This window comes from Fibrobacter sp. UWB1, assembly GCF_002210325.1.
Taxonomy (GTDB): Bacteria; Fibrobacterota; Fibrobacteria; order Fibrobacterales; family Fibrobacteraceae; genus Fibrobacter.
Genome location: NZ_MWQL01000004.1, coordinates 115,405 through 133,204 on the forward strand (window position 1 = coordinate 115,405; position 17,800 = coordinate 133,204).

The 17,800-nt window shown below is 52.5% G+C and carries 15 protein-coding genes; 9 read left to right on the plus strand and 6 right to left on the minus strand.

Features of this window, described 5'->3' with window-relative positions; all coding sequences use genetic code 11:
• Positions 1-6 precede the first annotated feature (6 nt).
• The 6 genes from lptB (at position 7) to B7988_RS05095 (ending at position 5,377) form a co-directional block, all read left to right on the plus strand.
• A complete protein-coding gene (lptB, locus tag B7988_RS05070; protein WP_088626871.1) occupies positions 7-744 on the plus strand; it encodes an LPS export ABC transporter ATP-binding protein in 738 nt (245 codons plus the stop codon).
• 2 nt (positions 745-746) lie between these two features.
• Positions 747-2,372, plus strand: a complete 1,626-nt coding sequence (rpoN, locus tag B7988_RS05075) for an RNA polymerase factor sigma-54 (protein WP_073321369.1) — start codon at positions 747-749, stop codon at positions 2,370-2,372.
• Positions 2,373-2,550: 178 nt separating this feature from the next.
• Positions 2,551-2,868, plus strand: coding sequence for a ribosome-associated translation inhibitor RaiA (raiA, locus tag B7988_RS05080; RefSeq protein WP_072979834.1), 318 nt, complete (start codon positions 2,551-2,553; stop codon positions 2,866-2,868).
• 66 nt (positions 2,869-2,934) lie between these two features.
• Positions 2,935-3,912 carry an HPr(Ser) kinase/phosphatase gene (gene hprK / locus B7988_RS05085; RefSeq protein WP_283160527.1) on the plus strand — a complete coding sequence of 326 codons (978 nt, stop codon included), beginning with the start codon at positions 2,935-2,937 and terminating at the stop codon, positions 3,910-3,912.
• Positions 3,905-4,822, plus strand: a complete 918-nt coding sequence (locus B7988_RS05090) for an MlaD family protein (RefSeq protein WP_088657072.1) — start codon at positions 3,905-3,907, stop codon at positions 4,820-4,822. Before hprK ends, B7988_RS05090 begins: the two co-directional genes overlap by 8 nt.
• Before the next feature lie 84 nt (positions 4,823-4,906).
• The gene (locus B7988_RS05095; protein ID WP_073321360.1) at positions 4,907-5,377 is read left to right on the plus strand and encodes a TraR/DksA C4-type zinc finger protein; all 471 of its coding nucleotides are present in this window, start codon (positions 4,907-4,909) and stop codon (positions 5,375-5,377) included.
• 144 nt (positions 5,378-5,521) lie between these two features.
• On the opposite strand, the gene B7988_RS05100 is transcribed toward B7988_RS05095, so the two are convergent.
• The gene (locus B7988_RS05100; RefSeq protein ID WP_088657073.1) at positions 5,522-6,595 is read right to left on the minus strand and encodes a glycoside hydrolase family 5 protein; all 1,074 of its coding nucleotides are present in this window, start codon (positions 6,593-6,595) and stop codon (positions 5,522-5,524) included.
• A 35-nt stretch (positions 6,596-6,630) separates the two neighbouring features.
• A complete protein-coding gene (locus B7988_RS05105) occupies positions 6,631-6,921 on the minus strand; it encodes a hypothetical protein (protein ID WP_072798334.1) in 291 nt (96 codons plus the stop codon).
• 86 nt (positions 6,922-7,007) lie between these two features.
• Here B7988_RS05105 and B7988_RS05110 point away from each other — a divergent pair, with 86 nt between their 5' ends.
• Both B7988_RS05110 and B7988_RS05115 read left to right on the plus strand, forming a co-directional pair.
• Positions 7,008-7,823, plus strand: coding sequence for a menaquinone biosynthesis protein (locus B7988_RS05110; RefSeq protein ID WP_088657074.1), 816 nt, complete (start codon positions 7,008-7,010; stop codon positions 7,821-7,823).
• A gap of 63 nt (positions 7,824-7,886) precedes the next feature.
• A complete protein-coding gene (locus tag B7988_RS05115; protein WP_073321755.1) occupies positions 7,887-8,750 on the plus strand; it encodes a diguanylate cyclase in 864 nt (287 codons plus the stop codon).
• A gap of 240 nt (positions 8,751-8,990) precedes the next feature.
• Here B7988_RS05115 and B7988_RS05120 read toward each other — a convergent pair whose 3' ends face one another.
• The 4 genes from B7988_RS05120 to B7988_RS05135 form a co-directional block, all read right to left on the minus strand.
• Entirely contained in the window at positions 8,991-9,620 is a 630-nt protein-coding gene (locus tag B7988_RS05120) for a bifunctional 4-hydroxy-2-oxoglutarate aldolase/2-dehydro-3-deoxy-phosphogluconate aldolase (RefSeq protein ID WP_088657075.1), read from the minus strand.
• A 130-nt stretch (positions 9,621-9,750) separates the two neighbouring features.
• Positions 9,751-12,948 carry a glycoside hydrolase family 9 protein gene (locus B7988_RS05125; RefSeq protein WP_088657076.1) on the minus strand — a complete coding sequence of 1,066 codons (3,198 nt, stop codon included), beginning with the start codon at positions 12,946-12,948 and terminating at the stop codon, positions 9,751-9,753.
• 86 nt (positions 12,949-13,034) lie between these two features.
• On the minus strand, positions 13,035-14,240 hold the full coding sequence (locus B7988_RS05130) for an ABC transporter permease (RefSeq protein ID WP_073321347.1): 1,206 nt from the start codon (positions 14,238-14,240) through the stop codon (positions 13,035-13,037).
• Between the two features lie 152 nt (positions 14,241-14,392).
• Positions 14,393-15,142, minus strand: coding sequence for an ABC transporter ATP-binding protein (locus B7988_RS05135; RefSeq protein ID WP_170930534.1), 750 nt, complete (start codon positions 15,140-15,142; stop codon positions 14,393-14,395).
• A 150-nt stretch (positions 15,143-15,292) separates the two neighbouring features.
• Between B7988_RS05135 and B7988_RS15390 the strand changes: the two genes are divergently transcribed.
• Complete coding sequence (locus tag B7988_RS15390) at positions 15,293-17,659, plus strand: OmpA family protein (protein WP_088657078.1); 2,367 nt, start codon at positions 15,293-15,295, stop codon at positions 17,657-17,659.
• The last annotated feature ends 141 nt before the right edge of the window (positions 17,660-17,800 follow it).

Consider the following 17,800-nt stretch of genomic DNA (forward strand, 5'->3'; position numbering starts at 1 on the left):
GAGAGTATGAAGAATCTTGTTAGTACCATACGCACGGAACACCTGAGAAAGGTCTATGGCGGTCGCCAAGTGGTGAGCGACGTGTCCATTCGCGTGTCGCAGGGCGAAATTGTCGGACTCCTCGGCCCTAACGGTGCCGGCAAGACGACTTCGTTCTACATGATCGTGGGCATGGTACGCCCGGAGTCCGGACACATTTTCCTCGATGACATCGAGATGACGGACAAGCCTATGTACAAGCGCGCGCGCCTCGGCATCGGTTACTTGCCGCAAGAAGCTTCGATTTTCCGCAAGCTCAGCGTCGAAGACAACATTATGGCAATTCTTGAAACGCAGAACATGAAGCGTTCCGAACGTAAGCGCCGCCTCGAAGAATTGCTTGAAGAATTCAAGATTACGCATATTCGCAAAACCAAGTCCATGAGCTGCTCGGGCGGTGAACGCCGCCGTCTGGAAATTGCTCGCGCCCTCGCAAGCGACCCCTCGTTTTTGCTGCTCGACGAACCGTTTGCAGGCATTGACCCGATTGCCGTGGCCGACATCCAGTCCATTATTTCGGGCCTTAAGGAACGCGGCATGGGCGTTCTCATTACCGACCACAACGTGCGTGAAACGCTTTCGATTACTGACCGCGCCTATATTATGTACAAGAGCCAGGTGCTGACCGAAGGTTCTTCGGAATATTTGGCGAACGACCCCGAAGCCCGCCGCATTTACTTGGGCGATTCCTTCAGTTTAGGATAAATATGGATATCGGACTGCAAATAGGTACAAACCAGCGGCTGGAGCAAAATCTTTCGCCCCAGCTGAGGCAATTTGTAACCATTCTGCAGAAGAATTCCCTGGAACTCGATACCGCCATCAAAGAAGAACTCGAAAGCAATCCGCTTCTGGAATTGGACGATGCCGCCCCGATGGAAGAGCGCGAAGTCCACGAAGACGAACTTCCGGATTCCGGAGCCGAACTGCGCGAAGTCAAAGACGATTTCGACGACTACGATTCGGGCGACTATTCTAGCCTCGAAGACAGCGCCATGGGCGACAGCAGCCTTTTGGACGGCAGCAACGATATCAATTACGAACAGTACTTGAAAGACGGCTCCATGAACGAAGATGCGCCTTTCAAGGACTTGAATGTGGGTAACGATTCCGATGACGAATGGGACCGCCCCATTAAAGATCGTGGCAAAAGCCTGCAAGACCAGTTGCGCGACCAGCTTTCGCTTTGGTCGGGCACCCGCGAACAGCTGGAACAGCTTGCACAAAGCAATTGCTCCGAAAAGAAATTCCGTTCGCTGGTGGAATACCTGATCGATTCTCTCGACGAAAACGGCTTTTTGCAAGAAGTATCTGCCGAGGTGGCTCCGGTGCGCTTGTCGAGCGACCCTTACATCAACGAAATTGAATCCATGCTCCGTAACGAAGTCCCGCTAGAGGAATGTTCCTTGCCGGTGCGCGAGGCGGTGCATGTGCTGCAGGGCTTTAACCCGCGCGGTATTGGCGCCCGTAACCAGCGTGAATGTTTTTTGATTCAGGCTTATGCGCTCCCGCAATTTCCGCCGCTCGGCATCAAGATTCTCGAAGAATGCTACGACGATTTGCTTGCGCTCCGTTATGCAAAAATCGGAAAGTCCTTGGGCGTTTCGACCGAAGACGTGCAGCGTGCCGTTGCAAGCTTTGCAAAACTCAACCCGCATCCGGGTTTCCAACTTTCAAATTCTCGCGTGCAGACCGTTGCCGCCGATCTCAAGGTAATCGACAAGCATGGTCGCATGGAAGTCGAATCCGTGCGTTCTTCGATGCAAAAACGCTTGCGCGTAAACCAGACTTACAAGGCGATTCTCGACGACAAGGGTGCCTCCAAGTCCGATAAGGAATACGTGCGCACGCACCTCTTTAAGGCGGTGGAATTTATCAAGGCGCTCGATAACCGCTACACGACTATGGAACTCGTGATGCGGGCGATTTTCAAACGCCAAAAGGATTTTTTCACCAAGGGCCCGGCATTCCTTAAGCCCATGGTGCAGCAGGACATTGCCGACGACATCAAGCGCGACGTGAGTACCGTGAACCGCTCGGTCAACGGCAAGTATGTCGACACGCCCTACGGCATTTTCGAACTCAAGCAGTTCTTTACTTCGGGTGTCAAGCAAGATTCCTCGCCCGATGGCGAAGAACTCAGCTCCGCAACCATCCTGGATGCCATCAAAAAACTCGTGGACGAAGAGGACAAGAAGAAGCCTCTTTCGGACCAGGCCATTGCAGACAAACTGATGGAACAGGGAATCAAGGTAGCGCGCCGTACGGTGGCAAAATACCGCGAAGAAGAGCTGCATTTATTGCCCGCCAGCAAACGCAAAAAACTTATATAATAGGCGGTTTTAGCTCCAAAAAGCCGAATTTTCGGCCATTATTCCAATTTGGAATAACTTTTTTTGAAAATTTTTGAAAAACCCTTTGTTTTTGAACAAAAAAAGATGTATATACTCTAGACGTAGAGCAAAAAGCTCTGCAATACATACGAAAACCCTTTTTAAGGAGGTTAATATTATGGATATTCAGTTCTCTGCTCGTCACTTTAATGCTTCTGCCGGACTCCAGGATCGTATTCAAGAAGAAATGGACAAATTAGCTCGATTCTATCCGAATATCACCAGTGCCTCCGTTATCCTTGACCATGAAGTTGAACATCAGCGCCATTGCGAAATTACTGTGAACATTACCGGCTCCCAGGTTGTAGCCTCCGCCGACGAAGAAAACATGGGCAAGGCAGTTGATGTAACCCTTGAACGCATCAAGGTGCAGCTCAAGAAGGCAAACGACAAGCAGAACGATCACCGTGCCCAGCCTGTTTCCGAAGTTGTATAACCGGTTGCAATCGTGGCTGAGTCTAGATTAAAAGACATAAAGATCCTGCACCGGGAACGTCTCCTGGTGCGGGACTTTTTTTTGCATTACGGCAGGGACCTGCAAATGGCCTGCCATTCTCCGGAATCTGCTTTGGACGCCCCTATTGCCGAAAGCGGTATTCACCGCCCAGGCCTTGCCATGGCAGGTTACACCAAGGTTTACAGTTCGCAGCAGATCCAGGTAGTCGGGCACACGGAATGGAACTACTTGGAATCGATTGGCCCCGAAGGCCGTGCGAAAGTCTTTGAGAATTTGTCTGTATTCAAGGCCCCGATGTGGGTGGTAACGCATTCGCAGATGCCGCACCCCGAACTCAAGGCCATGTGTGACCGCTTGAACATCCCGCTGTTCTCGACCACGCTTCACACGTATGAATTCAACAAGATCGCCCAGCGTATTCTTGAAGAATTCTTTGCTCCACATGCCATTATTCACGGAAGCCTGGTCGACGTCTATGGCGTCGGTATGCTTTATGTGGGCGACAGCAACGTGGGTAAGTCCGAATGCGTACTGGACCTCGTGGAAAGCGGACACCGCATGGTGGCCGACGACGTGGTCCACATCAGTAACGTGGGCCGTGCCATTATCGGACGTCCGGACCCCTTGATCAAGCACCACATGGAAATCCGCGGCGTGGGCATCCTCGATATCCGCTCCATGTTCGGTATTCATGCCATCCGCAAGGCAAAAAAGATCGAAACCATCGTAGAACTGCAGCAATGGCAGCGCGACGGCGGTTACGACCGCACAGGCTTGAACGAGCAGGAAGAAGAGGTCATGGGGGTCAGAATCCCCAAAGTCGTGATTCCTGTGGCTCCTGGCAAGAACCTGACCGTGATTTCCGAGGTCATTGCCATGAATACCTTGATGAAATATAACGGTCAGAACGTGGCTCAGGACTTCAATGAGTCCCTAATGCAAAAGATTAAGGCCAAGGCCAAGGGTGAGTATGTCGATGATTTGTTAGATTTCGACAATCAAAACTGGTCTTACTATGAATAGGGTCACAAGACGCATTAAAGAGAACCTTTTTCCGTTTATCGTGTTCGCCATTATCGTGGCGTCATGTTCTGCGGCATGGTTCTTTTTCCATCCGTCTAGTCCGTTCCATGAACGTTATACCTTCGTGGTGTCTTACGATGCTATCGGTACGCTTTCTCCGGGGAACTTGGTTAAGGTGCGCGGTATTCCGTGCGGCCAGATTACCAAGGTGCAGCTGACCGACGATGCTGTCTTTGTGACGGTCGAAGTCCTTGCGGAAACAATCATTCCCAAGAACTCCGAGTTCCGCCTGATTACCGCAGGCCTGATGGGTGAACGCGAAATGTGCGTGCTTACGGGCGATTCCAAGGAACTTGTTCACCAGGGAGATACGCTGATTGGTCATTTTGATCAGGGTATGAGCGGTTTTGGCAAAAAGGTGGGCGCCATTATGGCGGACCTTGCCGAACTGAAGGATTCTGCCCGCTCGGTCATGGATTCTCTTTCGAACGGCCAGGCCGGCGAACAGCTGGATCGCGTTTCCAAAAAGGCCAAGAACGTTGTCCGCAAGACCAAGGTGAACGTGAACAGCTGGAAAACTCAGGTCGATTCGCTCCTGGATGAATGCGATCACAGCCTGGGTAATGCCCAGGCGGCCCTGGAGGCTATTGCCCAAACCGGTGCTGCCAAGGTTCACGACCTGGGAAGCCTGGTCGACCGTACCCGCAAACTGCTGGAAACGGTCAAGGCCCTCAAGGAACAGTCTGCCTCCGTTTTGGGCAAACTTACGCAAGACGACAATACCGCCGGTTTGATTATTGGTCTGGATTCCCCGTTCAACAAGGGGTTGGATAAGCTGCTTCAGGACGTCGATGCCCTGCTGAATGACATCAAAAAGAGCGGTTTGAATATTAATATTGATATTTTCTAAAAAAAGTTTACCCTTTTCGCGAAAAAAAAGTTATTTATCACTTTATCGGTACAAACGAGTATAATCGCAACCAAGGAGAAAACCATGGCTGAAAAGAAACCTGTAAAAATGAGCGATGCTGACCTCAAGTTTTTTGAGGATATGTTGATTGAAAAACGTAGGCAGATTGTAACGGCGCAGACCGATTTTGACAAGACCGAAACGTTCAAGAATCAGGCGCAGGCGGGTGAAGGTGGCGAATCGAACAGTGCCGACCTAGCAACCGACTATAACGCTCTCGAAACGAACTTCTCCTTGGCAGCCCGCGAAGGCAAGTATCTGGTTTACCTCGAAGAAGCACTCAAGCGCATCAAGAAGGGAACTTTCGGTATTTGCAAGGTTTGCGGCGAACTGATTCCGAAGGCCCGCCTGATTGCCGTGCCTACGGCCACCAAGTGCGTGAACTGCAAGGAAGAAACCAAGCGTAAGGAAAAGGAAGACAGCCGTCTTGAAATGGCTCGTATGCTTGCCGAAGCCCAGCGCCGCGAAATGCAGAAGCGCACCGCCGGAAAGTAGCGGTAAATTCAGAATTCTGAGTTCGGATTTCGGAGTTTATAAATCAAAAGAATCCCGACGTTTGCGTCGGGATTTTTTATGTGAGATCTATTTCTAGCTTGATGAGTTGCGATTAATTCCGAATTCTTAATTCCGAACTCCGAATTATCCTCTGGCCAGCAGTTCCATGAGTTCGCTGTCGAGGCGGTCGGCGTTGTCGTACTGCTTTAAGTTCTGGTGCAGCGATTCGCCTTTCGATACGATGCCGAAGTCCAGGTTCTTGTAGTTCCAGTAGCTGTAGCCCACGTCTGCATCGCGCAGAATTTCCATGAAGTCACGCATCCAGGCGAGCTGGTATTTGCGTGCGACTTGCACGTATACGCCGAATTCATTGCAGGCGACGGGCAGGTCGTACTTTGCGCGGAAGTCGAGTGCGTTCTGGATGCTTTCTTGCAGGCGGGCCTTGTCCCACTTGCCGAATTCCACGTTGAGGCGGGTGGTGGCACCGGCCTCGGGAGCGGCGTAGTCGCCTGGCCACGGGCGTTCAATCTTGAAGAACGGGTCGTTGATCCAGGCGGCACCCTGGTGCGTGAATGTCACCGGGGTGTAGGTATGAAAGCTGTAGATGGCGTTGTCGTCGTCCATCGGGGTCAGGTACTTGAATTCGTGGGCGCTGTTCCACTTGTTGCTGCCGACCACGATCGTGTTCTTGGGAGCGTGCTTGCGGATTGCCCAGAAAATTTCGTCTTTTACTTTGTCCCAAACCAGGGAGTCGGCCGCAGCGGGCTCGTTCAGGAGCTCCATCATCACGCGGGACTCGCCGCTGTAACGTTCGGCCATAAACGACCAGACCTTGGCGGTATCCTTGCGGGCATCGGCACTTACAAAGAATGGCTGCTCCTGGTAAGAGCCGAGGTGAAAGTCGTGGCCCGGGCACTTGTGCAGGTCAAGAATCACGTACAGGTCATTTGCCAGAATGTTCTTGATGGCCTTGTCCAGCAGAGCGAAAACTTCTTCTTTAGGCTTGATCGTTCCTTCGTCGAACAAGTTGAAGTAGTCCACCGGCAGGCGCACGTGGTTGAACCCCGCACCGCGGATGCGCTTGAAATCGCTGTCCCCAAGGAATGTCTTGATGTGTTCAATGATCCCGGGAAACCCTACGGGATCTTTTTCCTGGATGCAGTCTACCTGACTGAACCATCCACCCAAATTCACTCCCCGCAGTCTTTCATTGATCATTGTATCATCCCTGTGTGCGAAAAGGCTGAATTGCCTTACTCGTTAACAATTGTCAGGTCTTCTTCGGCGATGTTCAAGCTCATGATCACTTCCATGTCATCCGGAAGATCCTTGAAATCAACAACCAGGCCGACCTTCTTCGATTCGTCCTTCTGCTTTTCGAACAGGACGACATCAAAAATCTTCATTCTTACCACCGCCTCTTGTGTGACGGGGATTTCCACAGTCATGCCCTTGCTAATTGGGCCTTCAACAATCTTGCCCTTGAACACCAGAGACGTCTGGTCGTCGCCGAGCGAGGTCTTCTTTACATGAAATACAGCCATTATACCTTAGCCATTTTTCGGTTATTCTTTGGTTATTTTATTTTTCGACCCTGTTGTAGGTCGTGGTGAAAAATTAACTTTTTTACATGGCTTTACGAGTTGGACGAATCCCTTTTTTGGTCTGTGCGCCGTTTTTTCATGACTTCCTTGGACGAGAGTCCGAATTTAGCGACGTGGAATTTGTGGATGGCCCTCCGAGTGCGCATTGTGCAGGGCTTAAGAATGGGTCAATCCATTTGTCTCCGGCGTCGTCGATTACGTTTGCGCAAAAGCCGGGAGCCTTTGTGCTTGCTCCTGATATTTGTACTTCATGTTCCTTTGAAGTGCGTTCCGTGAAGCTGTTTTCGAAGGTGCCGATCGAAGAACTTTCGCACAAGTCGGTGTGCCTTACGGCGCAAAGCATGACGTCTATCAACCTGCTCAAAATCTTGCTGCAAGAGCGGTTAGGTCTTTCGCCCGAATACAAGTCCGCGCCTTACGCCGCAAGCGATGACGCGTGCTTGCTGATTGGTGACCAGGCGCTCGAAGAAAACGAACGCCACCGCTTTGCTTACGATTACGACCTGGGCGCGCTTTGGCAGGACTGGCAACACGTGCCGTTTGTCTTTGGCGCATGGATTATTGCAAAGAGCGCTCTCGAACCTGGTTTAGAACAAACTTTACTCCGCTACCTGCAGGCGACTCGCGAAAGCATTGGACTGTTTCGCGAGAACCCTTCGAAATGCCTTGACCGCTGGCTTGCCCGGTACCCCGTCGATTTGCCGCGGACGGTCGTAGAAAACTACTATTCGGCGCTGGATTACAGCTTTACCGATGAACGCAAACGCTCGCTTTCGCTGTTTTTTGAGCATGCGGCCGCCTTGGGACTTATTAAACGGGTGCCAACCCTAGAGTTTTTGTAGACAAAGTCAAAAAACAATATTAATTTAAGGGAATCCCAAGGTTGTTTAATGGGAGGTTTTTCTATGGTTGAAGAAAAAATTCTTGTTGTTGACGACAATGAAGATATCCTGGACAAGACCAAGGATCTCTTGCAACGTGTCGGCTATAGCGTTGAATGCTGCAATTCCGGAAAAGACGCTCTGGATTACTTGAGCGAAAACAAGGTGGACTTGGTACTCTTGGACATCAACATGCCGAAGATGAACGGCTTCGATGTCTGCCTGCGTATTCGCCAACGCCATGCTCTCGATGATCTGCCGGTAATCTTCCTTACGAACCGTGAAGATTCCGACAGCGTGACTAAGGGCTTCCAGGCGGGCGCGTCGGACTTTGTGAGCAAGAGTGCCATTGCCGAAATCCTGCTTGCCCGCGTGAATGTGCATATTCGCTTGGCCCGATCGTTGCGCAACCTCCGCGATATTTCTTTGACCGACGACATGACGGGTTGCTTTAACCGCCGTCATGGTATGTTCTCGCTGCGCGAATGGTTCTCGCGCTCCAAGCGTTATGGAACCCAGTTCGCCATCATTTATTTTGACTTGAATGGCCTGAAGGAAACGAACGACCGCTATGGGCATCAGGCGGGTGACTTGCTTTTGCGCTCTGTCTCGACATCAATCAAGGATATCTTGCGTGAAACTGACCAACTCTTTAGAATGGGCGGCGACGAATTCATGGTCATTTGCCCCGAAACAGATGTAAAGGGTGCATTCGTTTGTGCAGAACGCATGGAGAAGATTGTTTCCGAAATCAAGATTGTCGATAAGCAGGCGTCCTTCGCTTACGGCGTTGCCCATTCCAGCGAAGACTACAAGGAAGTCGACGACATGCTGCACAGCGCCGACGTTTCCATGTACAAGATGAAACAGGAAATGCGTAAGAAGTGATGAGTGATGTGAGATGAGAAATGTGAAATGAGTAATTAAACATCACACATTACACATCCCACATTGTATGAGTGTCATCCTGAGCTATACGAAACTAAGAACTTTAGTTCTCAAGTTGAGTTATCCTCTTTGGGGAGAGTGAAACGAGTCGAAGGATCTAAAAAAATCCTGCTTAAAAGCAGGATTTTTTTGTTGTTTGATTTTCGTGCCTGAGTCATGCTGAACTTGGTTCAGCATCAGCTATTGAATGGACTTCAGAAGTTTCTTCAGGCGTTCGGCAATGGTTGCCCAGTCGCCTGCGGCCATTAGCTTCGGGTCGTAAATGCTTGCGCCGAACGAAAGCAGGTTTGCGCCGGCCTTCAGGTAGCTTGCGGCGTTCTCCGGGTTCACGCCGCCGCATGCCATGAGCGGGATGTCGCGGAACGGCCCGCGGAGAGCCTTGATGTATTCGGGCCCGCCCACGCAGTTCACCGGGAAAATCTTTACGGCGGTGGCGCCAAGGTCGTATGCCTTTTGCACTTCGGTGGGTGTCAATGCGCCCGGAATAATCGGGATGCGAGCCGTGGCAGACAGGCGGATGATTTCGTTGCGCGTATTGGGCGTCACGATAAATTCGGCGCCTGCACCAATTGCTTTTTCAAGGTCGCTGCCGTGGCGGACTGTGCCTGCACCTACGGCAATGCCGTGAGGCTTTGCCGCGGCCTTGAGGGCTGCAATAATCGATTCGGCGCTTGCGGTGTTCATGGTGACTTCGATCGCCTTGAGTCCGCATTCAACGGCGGTTTTGACGCATGCTTCTTCGGCGCCTTGGGGAATGTCGCGGAGAATGCCCACGACCGGCATCGGTTTTAAAAATTCTAGCAGTTCCATGCCTATAGTATAGTAAAAGTAGGCAGTAGACAGTAGACGGTAGGAAGTAGACAGTAGGAAGTAGACTGTAAAAAAATGTAAAAGAAAAGCGCCCTTTCGGGCGCTGATTCTTTTAGTTCCGAACTCCGAATTATTTCACCTTGATGCTTTGGGTTGCAAGCGTCTTGCCGTTTTGTACGACTCTTGCAATCAGGGCGCCGCGGTGCGGAAGCTTGGCGAGGTTCACTTCGGTGCGGGTTCCGTAGAAGTCCTGGGCCATCAGCTGGTTGCCGAGCATGTCAAAGATCTTCACGGTCTTGGAGCCCTGTGCACTTGCTAGCACATAGAGCTTGCTCTTGTTCACCTGCATGCGAGCCTTGGCAATGGTTGTCTTCGGCGCAACAAAGCCTACGCGGTCGCTGGTGGTGTTGCCCGGACCGTAACCCCACAGGAGTTTGCCCTTGCTGCGGATAACGATGTACGGATCTTGAGGTGCCTGCTGAATATCGCCCTGATCCTTGTCCCATTCGGGAACGCCGTCGTAGGCGGGAGCATCCTTGGATTCGGAGTGCGCGGTAAAGCTCCAACTGTCAGTGACCTTGACCTTGGAGGGCGTGAGAAGTTCTTCGCATTTGCCATCGACCTTGGTTCCAGAAGAAATTCCGATGTCAAGACGAAGCCTGCCGCCAAGGCTGATGGTGCCGATGCTGATGGCCTGCTCCCAGATGTAGGTCTTTTTGTCTTTGTTGTAGGTGTCGTCGACCTTTTTCGGTGTACTCATGTTCTTTGTCATTGTTGTTGTTGCGTCAGAACAAGGCTTGTCGAATCCTCCCATGTCCATGTCGTATGCTCGACAGATGTCAACAAGGAACATAGCTCCGCAAGCGTCAACATCTTCTTCGGTTGCATCAAAGTAAATGTAGGCCACAACGCTGTCAGCATCTTCAAGGGTTTCGTTATAGAAGTTGATGCTGAAATAATCCGTGCTGTCGGTCCAGAAATAATGGTATGCCGTTGCGTAAACTTCGTTGGAGAAGGGCGAGGTTTCCGTGGTCTTGCAGTTGTCGCACTTCTTTTCGTAGTAGTCGTTGCCGCCGTTGCTTACAAAGGTAAGGGCCGAAAGAAGTGTTGCGGAGGAATAAAGGCAAGTTTCTGATTTTTCCCAGTCTTTCCAACTCGTTTCGTTTTCCGGAACCAACGAGCTTGAATCGCCAGGAACAGTCCCACCAAAAAGGGCTCCTACGGGGCAAGCATACTTGTAGTTAAAACCCGGAGTGTTCTTACCTTCGGGGTTAGAAGCACGGTGATGCGGGTGGGCATCGTTCTTGTCACCAATGCCGTACACAAACGAAACGTCCCACGGATTCACGCCGAGCATGTAGTTCAGCTGGTTGATGCCGAGCTGGCGCATTTCGCTTGCCTTGAGGCCCGTACTTGCCATGGCCGGAAGCGTGACGCCCTGCTTTTCGATATCGGCGGCCACGTCGGCGTATGCCAAAACTTCAAAGATGTTTCCGGCTTGATAATGGTTGAAATTCCATTTCTGGTCGGTAAACATGGTGTACCAAGTGGGATTGTAGCTGACGGTGTTTTGTGTCCAGCTGATGTCCCCTTTGGGAAGAACGATGGAACCGGTCCCTGTGCCGCTTACATCGCCAAGGTTGGCAATCATGTCGGCAAGGCAGTCTTCGATGGCCGCGAGACGTTCATCTTCGGTAAGTCCATATTCAGATGTCGCCTTGGTCTTGTCGGCAAGAATTAACTTGTACAGAGCGTACAGCGCGAAACTATGGGCGTTTGCCCAGTTGGTGTTCTTTGGGTTTTTAAGCATGCCACTCGCATCGGCAGCGAACCAACCGCCACCAAAGAAGCCTGCGCCGTCGATGATTCGTTGACCTTTGAAAAGTTCCGTCGTGCGGATCATATCGTCGGCGTAATCCTTCTTGCCTGTAGCGTAAAGGAGGGCCACCGAGGCAAGTGCCAAGTCATCAAGGTATTCGTGGTTGTTGTTGTAGGCGGGAGTATCGAAGAAAGCCTTGTTGTTCTTGAAAGTCTTGCCTTGGGCCAAGTCCTTGGCAAAGGCGTACATCTTTTCGGCAACCACCAAGCAACTGTCTGCAAATTTCTTGTCGTACTTGGCGTAGTCCTTGGAGAGAATGGCGAGACCCGCGGCAATATCACTCGAGATGTTGGAGCCGAGTTCGCCAAGTCGGACCGTGCGTTCGGTAGGACCTCCGCGATGTTTGGCATTCACGTAATCCTGAGCTTCGGGGCGTCCCCACCAGCCGTGATCACTGCCGAAGCTGCCCACGGAAACGGGCATGTCGTCAACGACGCCCTTTGCAAATTCGTACGCTTTCAGGAAGAAGTCAGCACCATGCTTGGCCTCGCGCAAGACATCGGGCACGCCGTCGGTCTTCACGAATTCACCCTGATTGTAATCGTAGTGGTCCACGTCTTTACCGGGGTTGGTAGCATGCATCACGGCAAGGGTCATGAAGGCGTACGCCATGGTCTGCGATTCCTTCAGGTGATCGCCGCAATCGTACCAGCCACCAGCAAGGGAACCTGCCCTAGATGCGTCAAAGGAAGAGGTAGTATCTCCTGCCGTAGTAATCGCGCCGCCGCCGTCTTTGGTATGGCTCGGACCATGGAACCAGGATTCGGAGTTGCCGCTGCGCTGGATTCCAAAGAACTTGAGCGTGGCGTCCTTTGCCATGGTGTAAACGTCGTCGCTCACAATGAAGGTGCTAGAGATTTCGTCACCGACCTTGATGCGCAGGCGCTTTTCGGTAGGTACGTTCTGCGGGATTTTGCCGACAAAGATATTGCCTTCAGGTCCGGTGATTTCGACCTTGTAACGCTTCAGGTCGTTTGTAGCGGCATCTGTACCAGCAATAATGGTCCAGTCGCTCTTGGTGGCCGTTTCGGTTGCGGTGAATGTTCCGGTTATCTTGGTGCTGAGCGACTTGCCGTCTGCATCCACGATTTCGAATTCAGTTGCCTTGCTGCCTACGAAGTAGAACTGGCGTTCCGTGTCGCTCTTGAGGTAGCCCGCCTGGTTCACGCGGATCGGCGAAATCTTGGTGTTGATGGCATCAAAGTAGGCCTGGTCCAGGGTGTCGGGCATCATCGCCCCCGCCTTAAAGCTTGCGGGCGTTGCGGGAATATTCAGAACGCCAATCTTCTTGGTGACCGTCGTGTCAAAGTTTTCGAACACCTTCGCGTCCCAGCTCAAGGGCCAGGTCGGGCGAATCAGGTCGTATGGCGTGGTAGCGGCAAAAGCTGCAGATGCAGAAAGAGCGGCCAAGGTAGAGGCTATAACCCCTGTCGACTTTTTAAGATGCATATCATTCTCCGGTTATACGGAAGAAATATAGCATCCCTCGTTTTTTTGCAAGCAAAATGTAAGTTTTTTGTGACCTGTATTACATATTATTCGAATCGTAGCGCTTCGATGGGGTCCAGGCGACTAGCCTTACGGGCCGGGTACCATCCAAAGAACACGCCAGTAGCAAAACATACGCCAAAGCTCACGATAACGCTCGTGATGGACACGCTCATGGGCCAGTTCATGGCAATCTTGACCGTCTCGGAAGCGGCAATGCCAAGGGCGATCCCGATGGCGCCGCCAAGCAGGCTGATGATGACCGATTCAAAAAGGAACTGCAACAGAATGTCGCGGCCGCGTGCACCGATAGCCATACGCAGGCCGATTTCCTTGGTGCGTTCGGTCACGGACACATACATAATGTTCATGATGCCGATACCGCCTACAAACAAACTAATTCCTGCAATCGCGGTCAGCACCAGCGAGAGCATGTCCGAGGTACTGGTGACCATCTGGATCATTTCTTCTTGGGTAAAAACGCGGAAGGGGTCGGTGGGCTTTGTCCAGCTGCGGCGTTCTTTCAAGATTCCCATGATTTCTTCGGTGGCTTGCGCCGCGTAGCCCTCGCCAATAGAATTCGCGTAAATCTGGCGGATGTTCGTGGTGGCGTTGAACCGCTTCATCACCGTTTGGTAGGGCGTAAAAATCACGTCGTCGTTGTCTTGCCCGAAATCGCCGGAGCCTTTCGCCTTTAGGGTACCGATGACCTTGAGCGGAATGCTCTTGTAGCGGATAGTTTTGCCGATGGGGTCGCCTTCGGGGAACAGGTTTTTCACGACAGTTTGGCCAATCACGCAGACTTTGGCCATGCGGTCTGCCTGGTCGTCGAACATGACGCCGTCTTCGATTTCGTAGTTGCGGATTTTCAGGTAGTCGGCCGATACGCCGCTCAAGGCCGTGGGGGAGTTGTTGTTGCCTACAATGGCCTGCCCGCCTACGGTTATCATGGGCGAGACTCCGTTAATGTAGGTGGCGTTTTCGCGGATAGCGATGACGTCGGCTTCTTCGAGCGATTCGGTGGATTCCATCTGCACGCCGCCGCGACGGTCGCGGTTCGGCATGATGATGATGGCGTTCGTGCCCATGGCGGTCATCTGTTCCTTGATCGATTTTTTGGAACCTTCGCCCATGGCGACCATGGTGATGACTGCCGCGACACCGATCACGATGCCGAGCACCGAAAGGAAGGTGCGCATGCGGTTACGCAACAAGGCGCGGAGGGAAATTTTTATGAGAGTTAGTGGGGACATAGACAGTAGGAAGTTAGAAGTAGACAGTAGGAAGTGGTTAGGTATGAGGTGTGAGGTCGGTCGCTACGCTCCCTTTGAGGTATGGGGCTCTTTTTTGAAATGCTCAGAGCGCAAAGCGCGACCTCGTTGCTCAAAGCACCGTAGGTGCGACCTCATTCCTCAAACTTCTCCGGGGGAGGGAGCGCTTCGAAGGCGGCTTTGGCGTCTTGCACGGTTTCGTTCTTGACGTCTTTTTTAAGGAGGCCGTCGCGTAGTGTAATGGTGCGCCCGCTAAAGGTCGCGATGTCGGGTTCATGCGTCACGAAGGCGATGGTTTTTCCTTGGCGGTTCAGCTCCTGGAAAATCATCATGATTTCGTAACTGGTGCGCGTGTCCAGGTTTCCGGTGGCTTCGTCGGCGAGGATAATCACTGGGTCATTTACGAGCGCGCGGGCGATGGCGACTCGCTGTTGCTGGCCGCCCGAAAGCTGGTTGGGCAAATGGTTCATGCGGCTTTCGAGTCCGACCATCTTTAATGCCTCGATAGCGCGGCGGTGGCGTTCCGCTGCCGAAATTTTGGAATTGTACAAAAGCGGGAGTTCTACGTTTTCGATGGCCGTGGTACGGCTGAGCAAGTTGTAACTCTGGAACACGAATCCAAGTTTCTGGCTGCGGATGCGGGCGAGGGCATCGCGCTTCAGTTTTTCGGTGTGTTCCCCGTCCAGAATGTACTGTCCGGAGGTCGGTTTGTCCATGCAACCCAGAATGTTCAGCATGGTCGACTTGCCCGAACCGCTGGTACCCATGATGGTCACGAATTCACCGGGATAGATGTCAAAAGAAACTCCACGCAGCGCGTGGACCGTTTCTTCGCCCATTTTAAAGTCACGGCGGATATTTTGTATGGATAAAATCGGGTTCATAAGCGCTATTTTGATGCCTAATATAAACTTTTGGTTGCATTGCGCAAATTTTGTACGCGTTTTCGGGTGTGAGCGGCGTCACATTGGGCCCTGCTATAGCAAAAATACTACATTGAGGACAAAATGTAATAAAGACATGCGAGGGATACAATGAAAAAAATCATTGCTTTGTCACTAGTCGCTGGCGGTCTTGCCTTTGCCCAGTCCGGGCTTCAGGGTGGAACTTCCGGTATACATCAACACAACGCTTACACGTTGGGTCAGTGGGGTATCGAACTCGGTACGGGCGGCGATATCTCTACGGACTCTTGGTCCCAGTCCCGTGGCGGCGTGGTCAATCAGGGTTCGCAGGAACGCTTGTTCCATAGGAATGCAGGTTCTCTTAGCGGTAATGTTCACGCTGCAATTGGTCTGAAGGATTTCATCGACCTCGGTGTGGCTCTCCCGCTGTACTATGACCATGCCAACTTGAAGGGCGATGGCGAAGGCGATCTCTGGAAAGCTAGCCGTGGCGACCTGAACGTTTGGTTGAAGGCCGGCCTCATTGGTGACTCCAAGAGCTTCTTTGGCCTCGCTATCCAGGGTGATGTCTATTTCCCGACCGGTGATGAAAACGTGGGCGTCCGTCCGCGTCATGCCTGGTACTTGAATGACGACGGTGGCAATACCAACCCGTATACCTCTGGTGGATTTAACTATGCTGGAACCGTGGTGCTCTCCTTGAACTTCGGCGCACTTGGTGTACCGGTCTTGTGGAACACCCATGCAAGCTTCGTTTATGCCGACAAGGGAACCAATACCTTGGTTTATGGCACGGGCTTGAACGTGATGCCGACCGACTGGATGGACATCTTCGTTGAATACTCCGGCGAAATGCGTATCGAAGAAGGTTCATACCGTCGCGACCCGATGGACGACCCGATGCTCCTGACTCCAGGTTTCCGTTTCCACCTGCCGTGGCACATCGACTTCGCTTTGGGTGCAGACATTGCCTTCCGCACTCTTGCTAACCTCGGTTACGACATTGACGAAGAAATGAAGAATGTCAAGGAACACACCATCCATCACGACAACACGACTGGCCCGGTTAGCTACGGCTATGCTCCGACCCCGACTGTCGCTGTGACTGCAGCCCTCACCTGGCGCTTTGGCGGCAACGTCAAGGATGTGCAGACCGACGGCGATGGCGATGGCGTACCTGATGCCAAGGACCAGTGCGAAAAGACTCCGGCCGGCGCAGTGGTTGATAGCCTCGGTTGCCCGCAGGATTCCGACAAGGATGGCATTTTTGACGGCCTTGACAAGTGCCCGAACACTCGCGGTGGCGCAAGCGTTGATTCTCTCGGTTGCGAACCGGACTTCGACAAGGATGGCGTTCCTGATGCTCTCGACAAGTGCCCGAACACCGCCGAAGGCGTGAAGACTGACTCTGTCGGTTGCCCGCAGGATACCGACAAGGACGGCGTGTACGACGGTCTCGACAAGTGCGAAAATACGCCTGCGGGTCTTCCGGTCGACGAAACGGGTTGCCCGGCTGATGCTGACAAGGACGGCGTTGCCGACGCATTCGACAAGTGCCCGAACACTGCTGCTGGCCTCGCTGTTGACACCCTCGGCTGCCCGGCTGACGCCGACAAGGATGGCGTACCCGATGCTATGGACAAGTGCCCGAACACCAGCGAAGGGGCCCAGGTGAATGCTGAAGGTTGCGAAGGCGACTTCGATGGCGACGGTATTCCGGATGCCAAGGACCAGTGCCCGAACACCAAGCAGGGCGTGGCTGTTGATTCTACGGGTTGCCCGGCTGACGCCGACAAGGATGGCGTGCCTGACGCTCTCGACAAGTGCCCGGATACGAAGGCCGGCTTGAATGTTGACAATACCGGTTGCCCGCTCGACTTCGACAAGGACGGCGTGCCTGATGGTATTGACCAGTGCCCGAATACTCAGCAGGGCGTGCCTGTTGATTCTCTGGGTTGCGCTGCTGACGCTGACAAGGATGGTGTTTACGACGGTCTTGACAAGTGCCCGGATACTCCGAAGGGTGCTGCCGTTGACACCGCTGGCTGCCCGGTCGACAGCGACAAGGACGGCGTGGCTGACTTCCTCGATAAGTGCCCGAACACCCTCGAAGGCGTGCGTATCGACAAGAAGGGTTGCCCGCTCAACAAGGCTGAAGACTTGGAACAGTTGAAGAAGGGCATTAACTTCCAGAGTGGCTCCAAGAAGCTCACCAAGGCAAGTTACAAGACCCTGAACAACATCGTGAAGCTCATGAAGAAGTTCAGCACCGCTAACATCGAAGTCCAGGGTCATACCGACAATACGGGCTCCGAAGAAACCAACAAGCAGATTTCTCAGGATCGTGCCCAGGTGGTGGTGGATTACTTCATCCAGAACGGTATTTCTTCTGACCGCGTTCGCGCCGTGGGCTTCGGCTCCGACAAGCCGATCGCCGACAACAAGACGAAGAAGGGCCGCTCCAAGAACCGCCGTGTCGAACTCGTACCGTTCTAATCGGAAATCTTGAAAAGTTACTGCAGCTTAGCTGCAAAAAACGCTCGCTATTAGCGAGCGTTTTTTAGTTCTAAGTTCCGAGTTGCTAGAAATGAAAGTTGAAATTTCCTAGTAACTCAGAACTAGTAACTTCCTTCAACT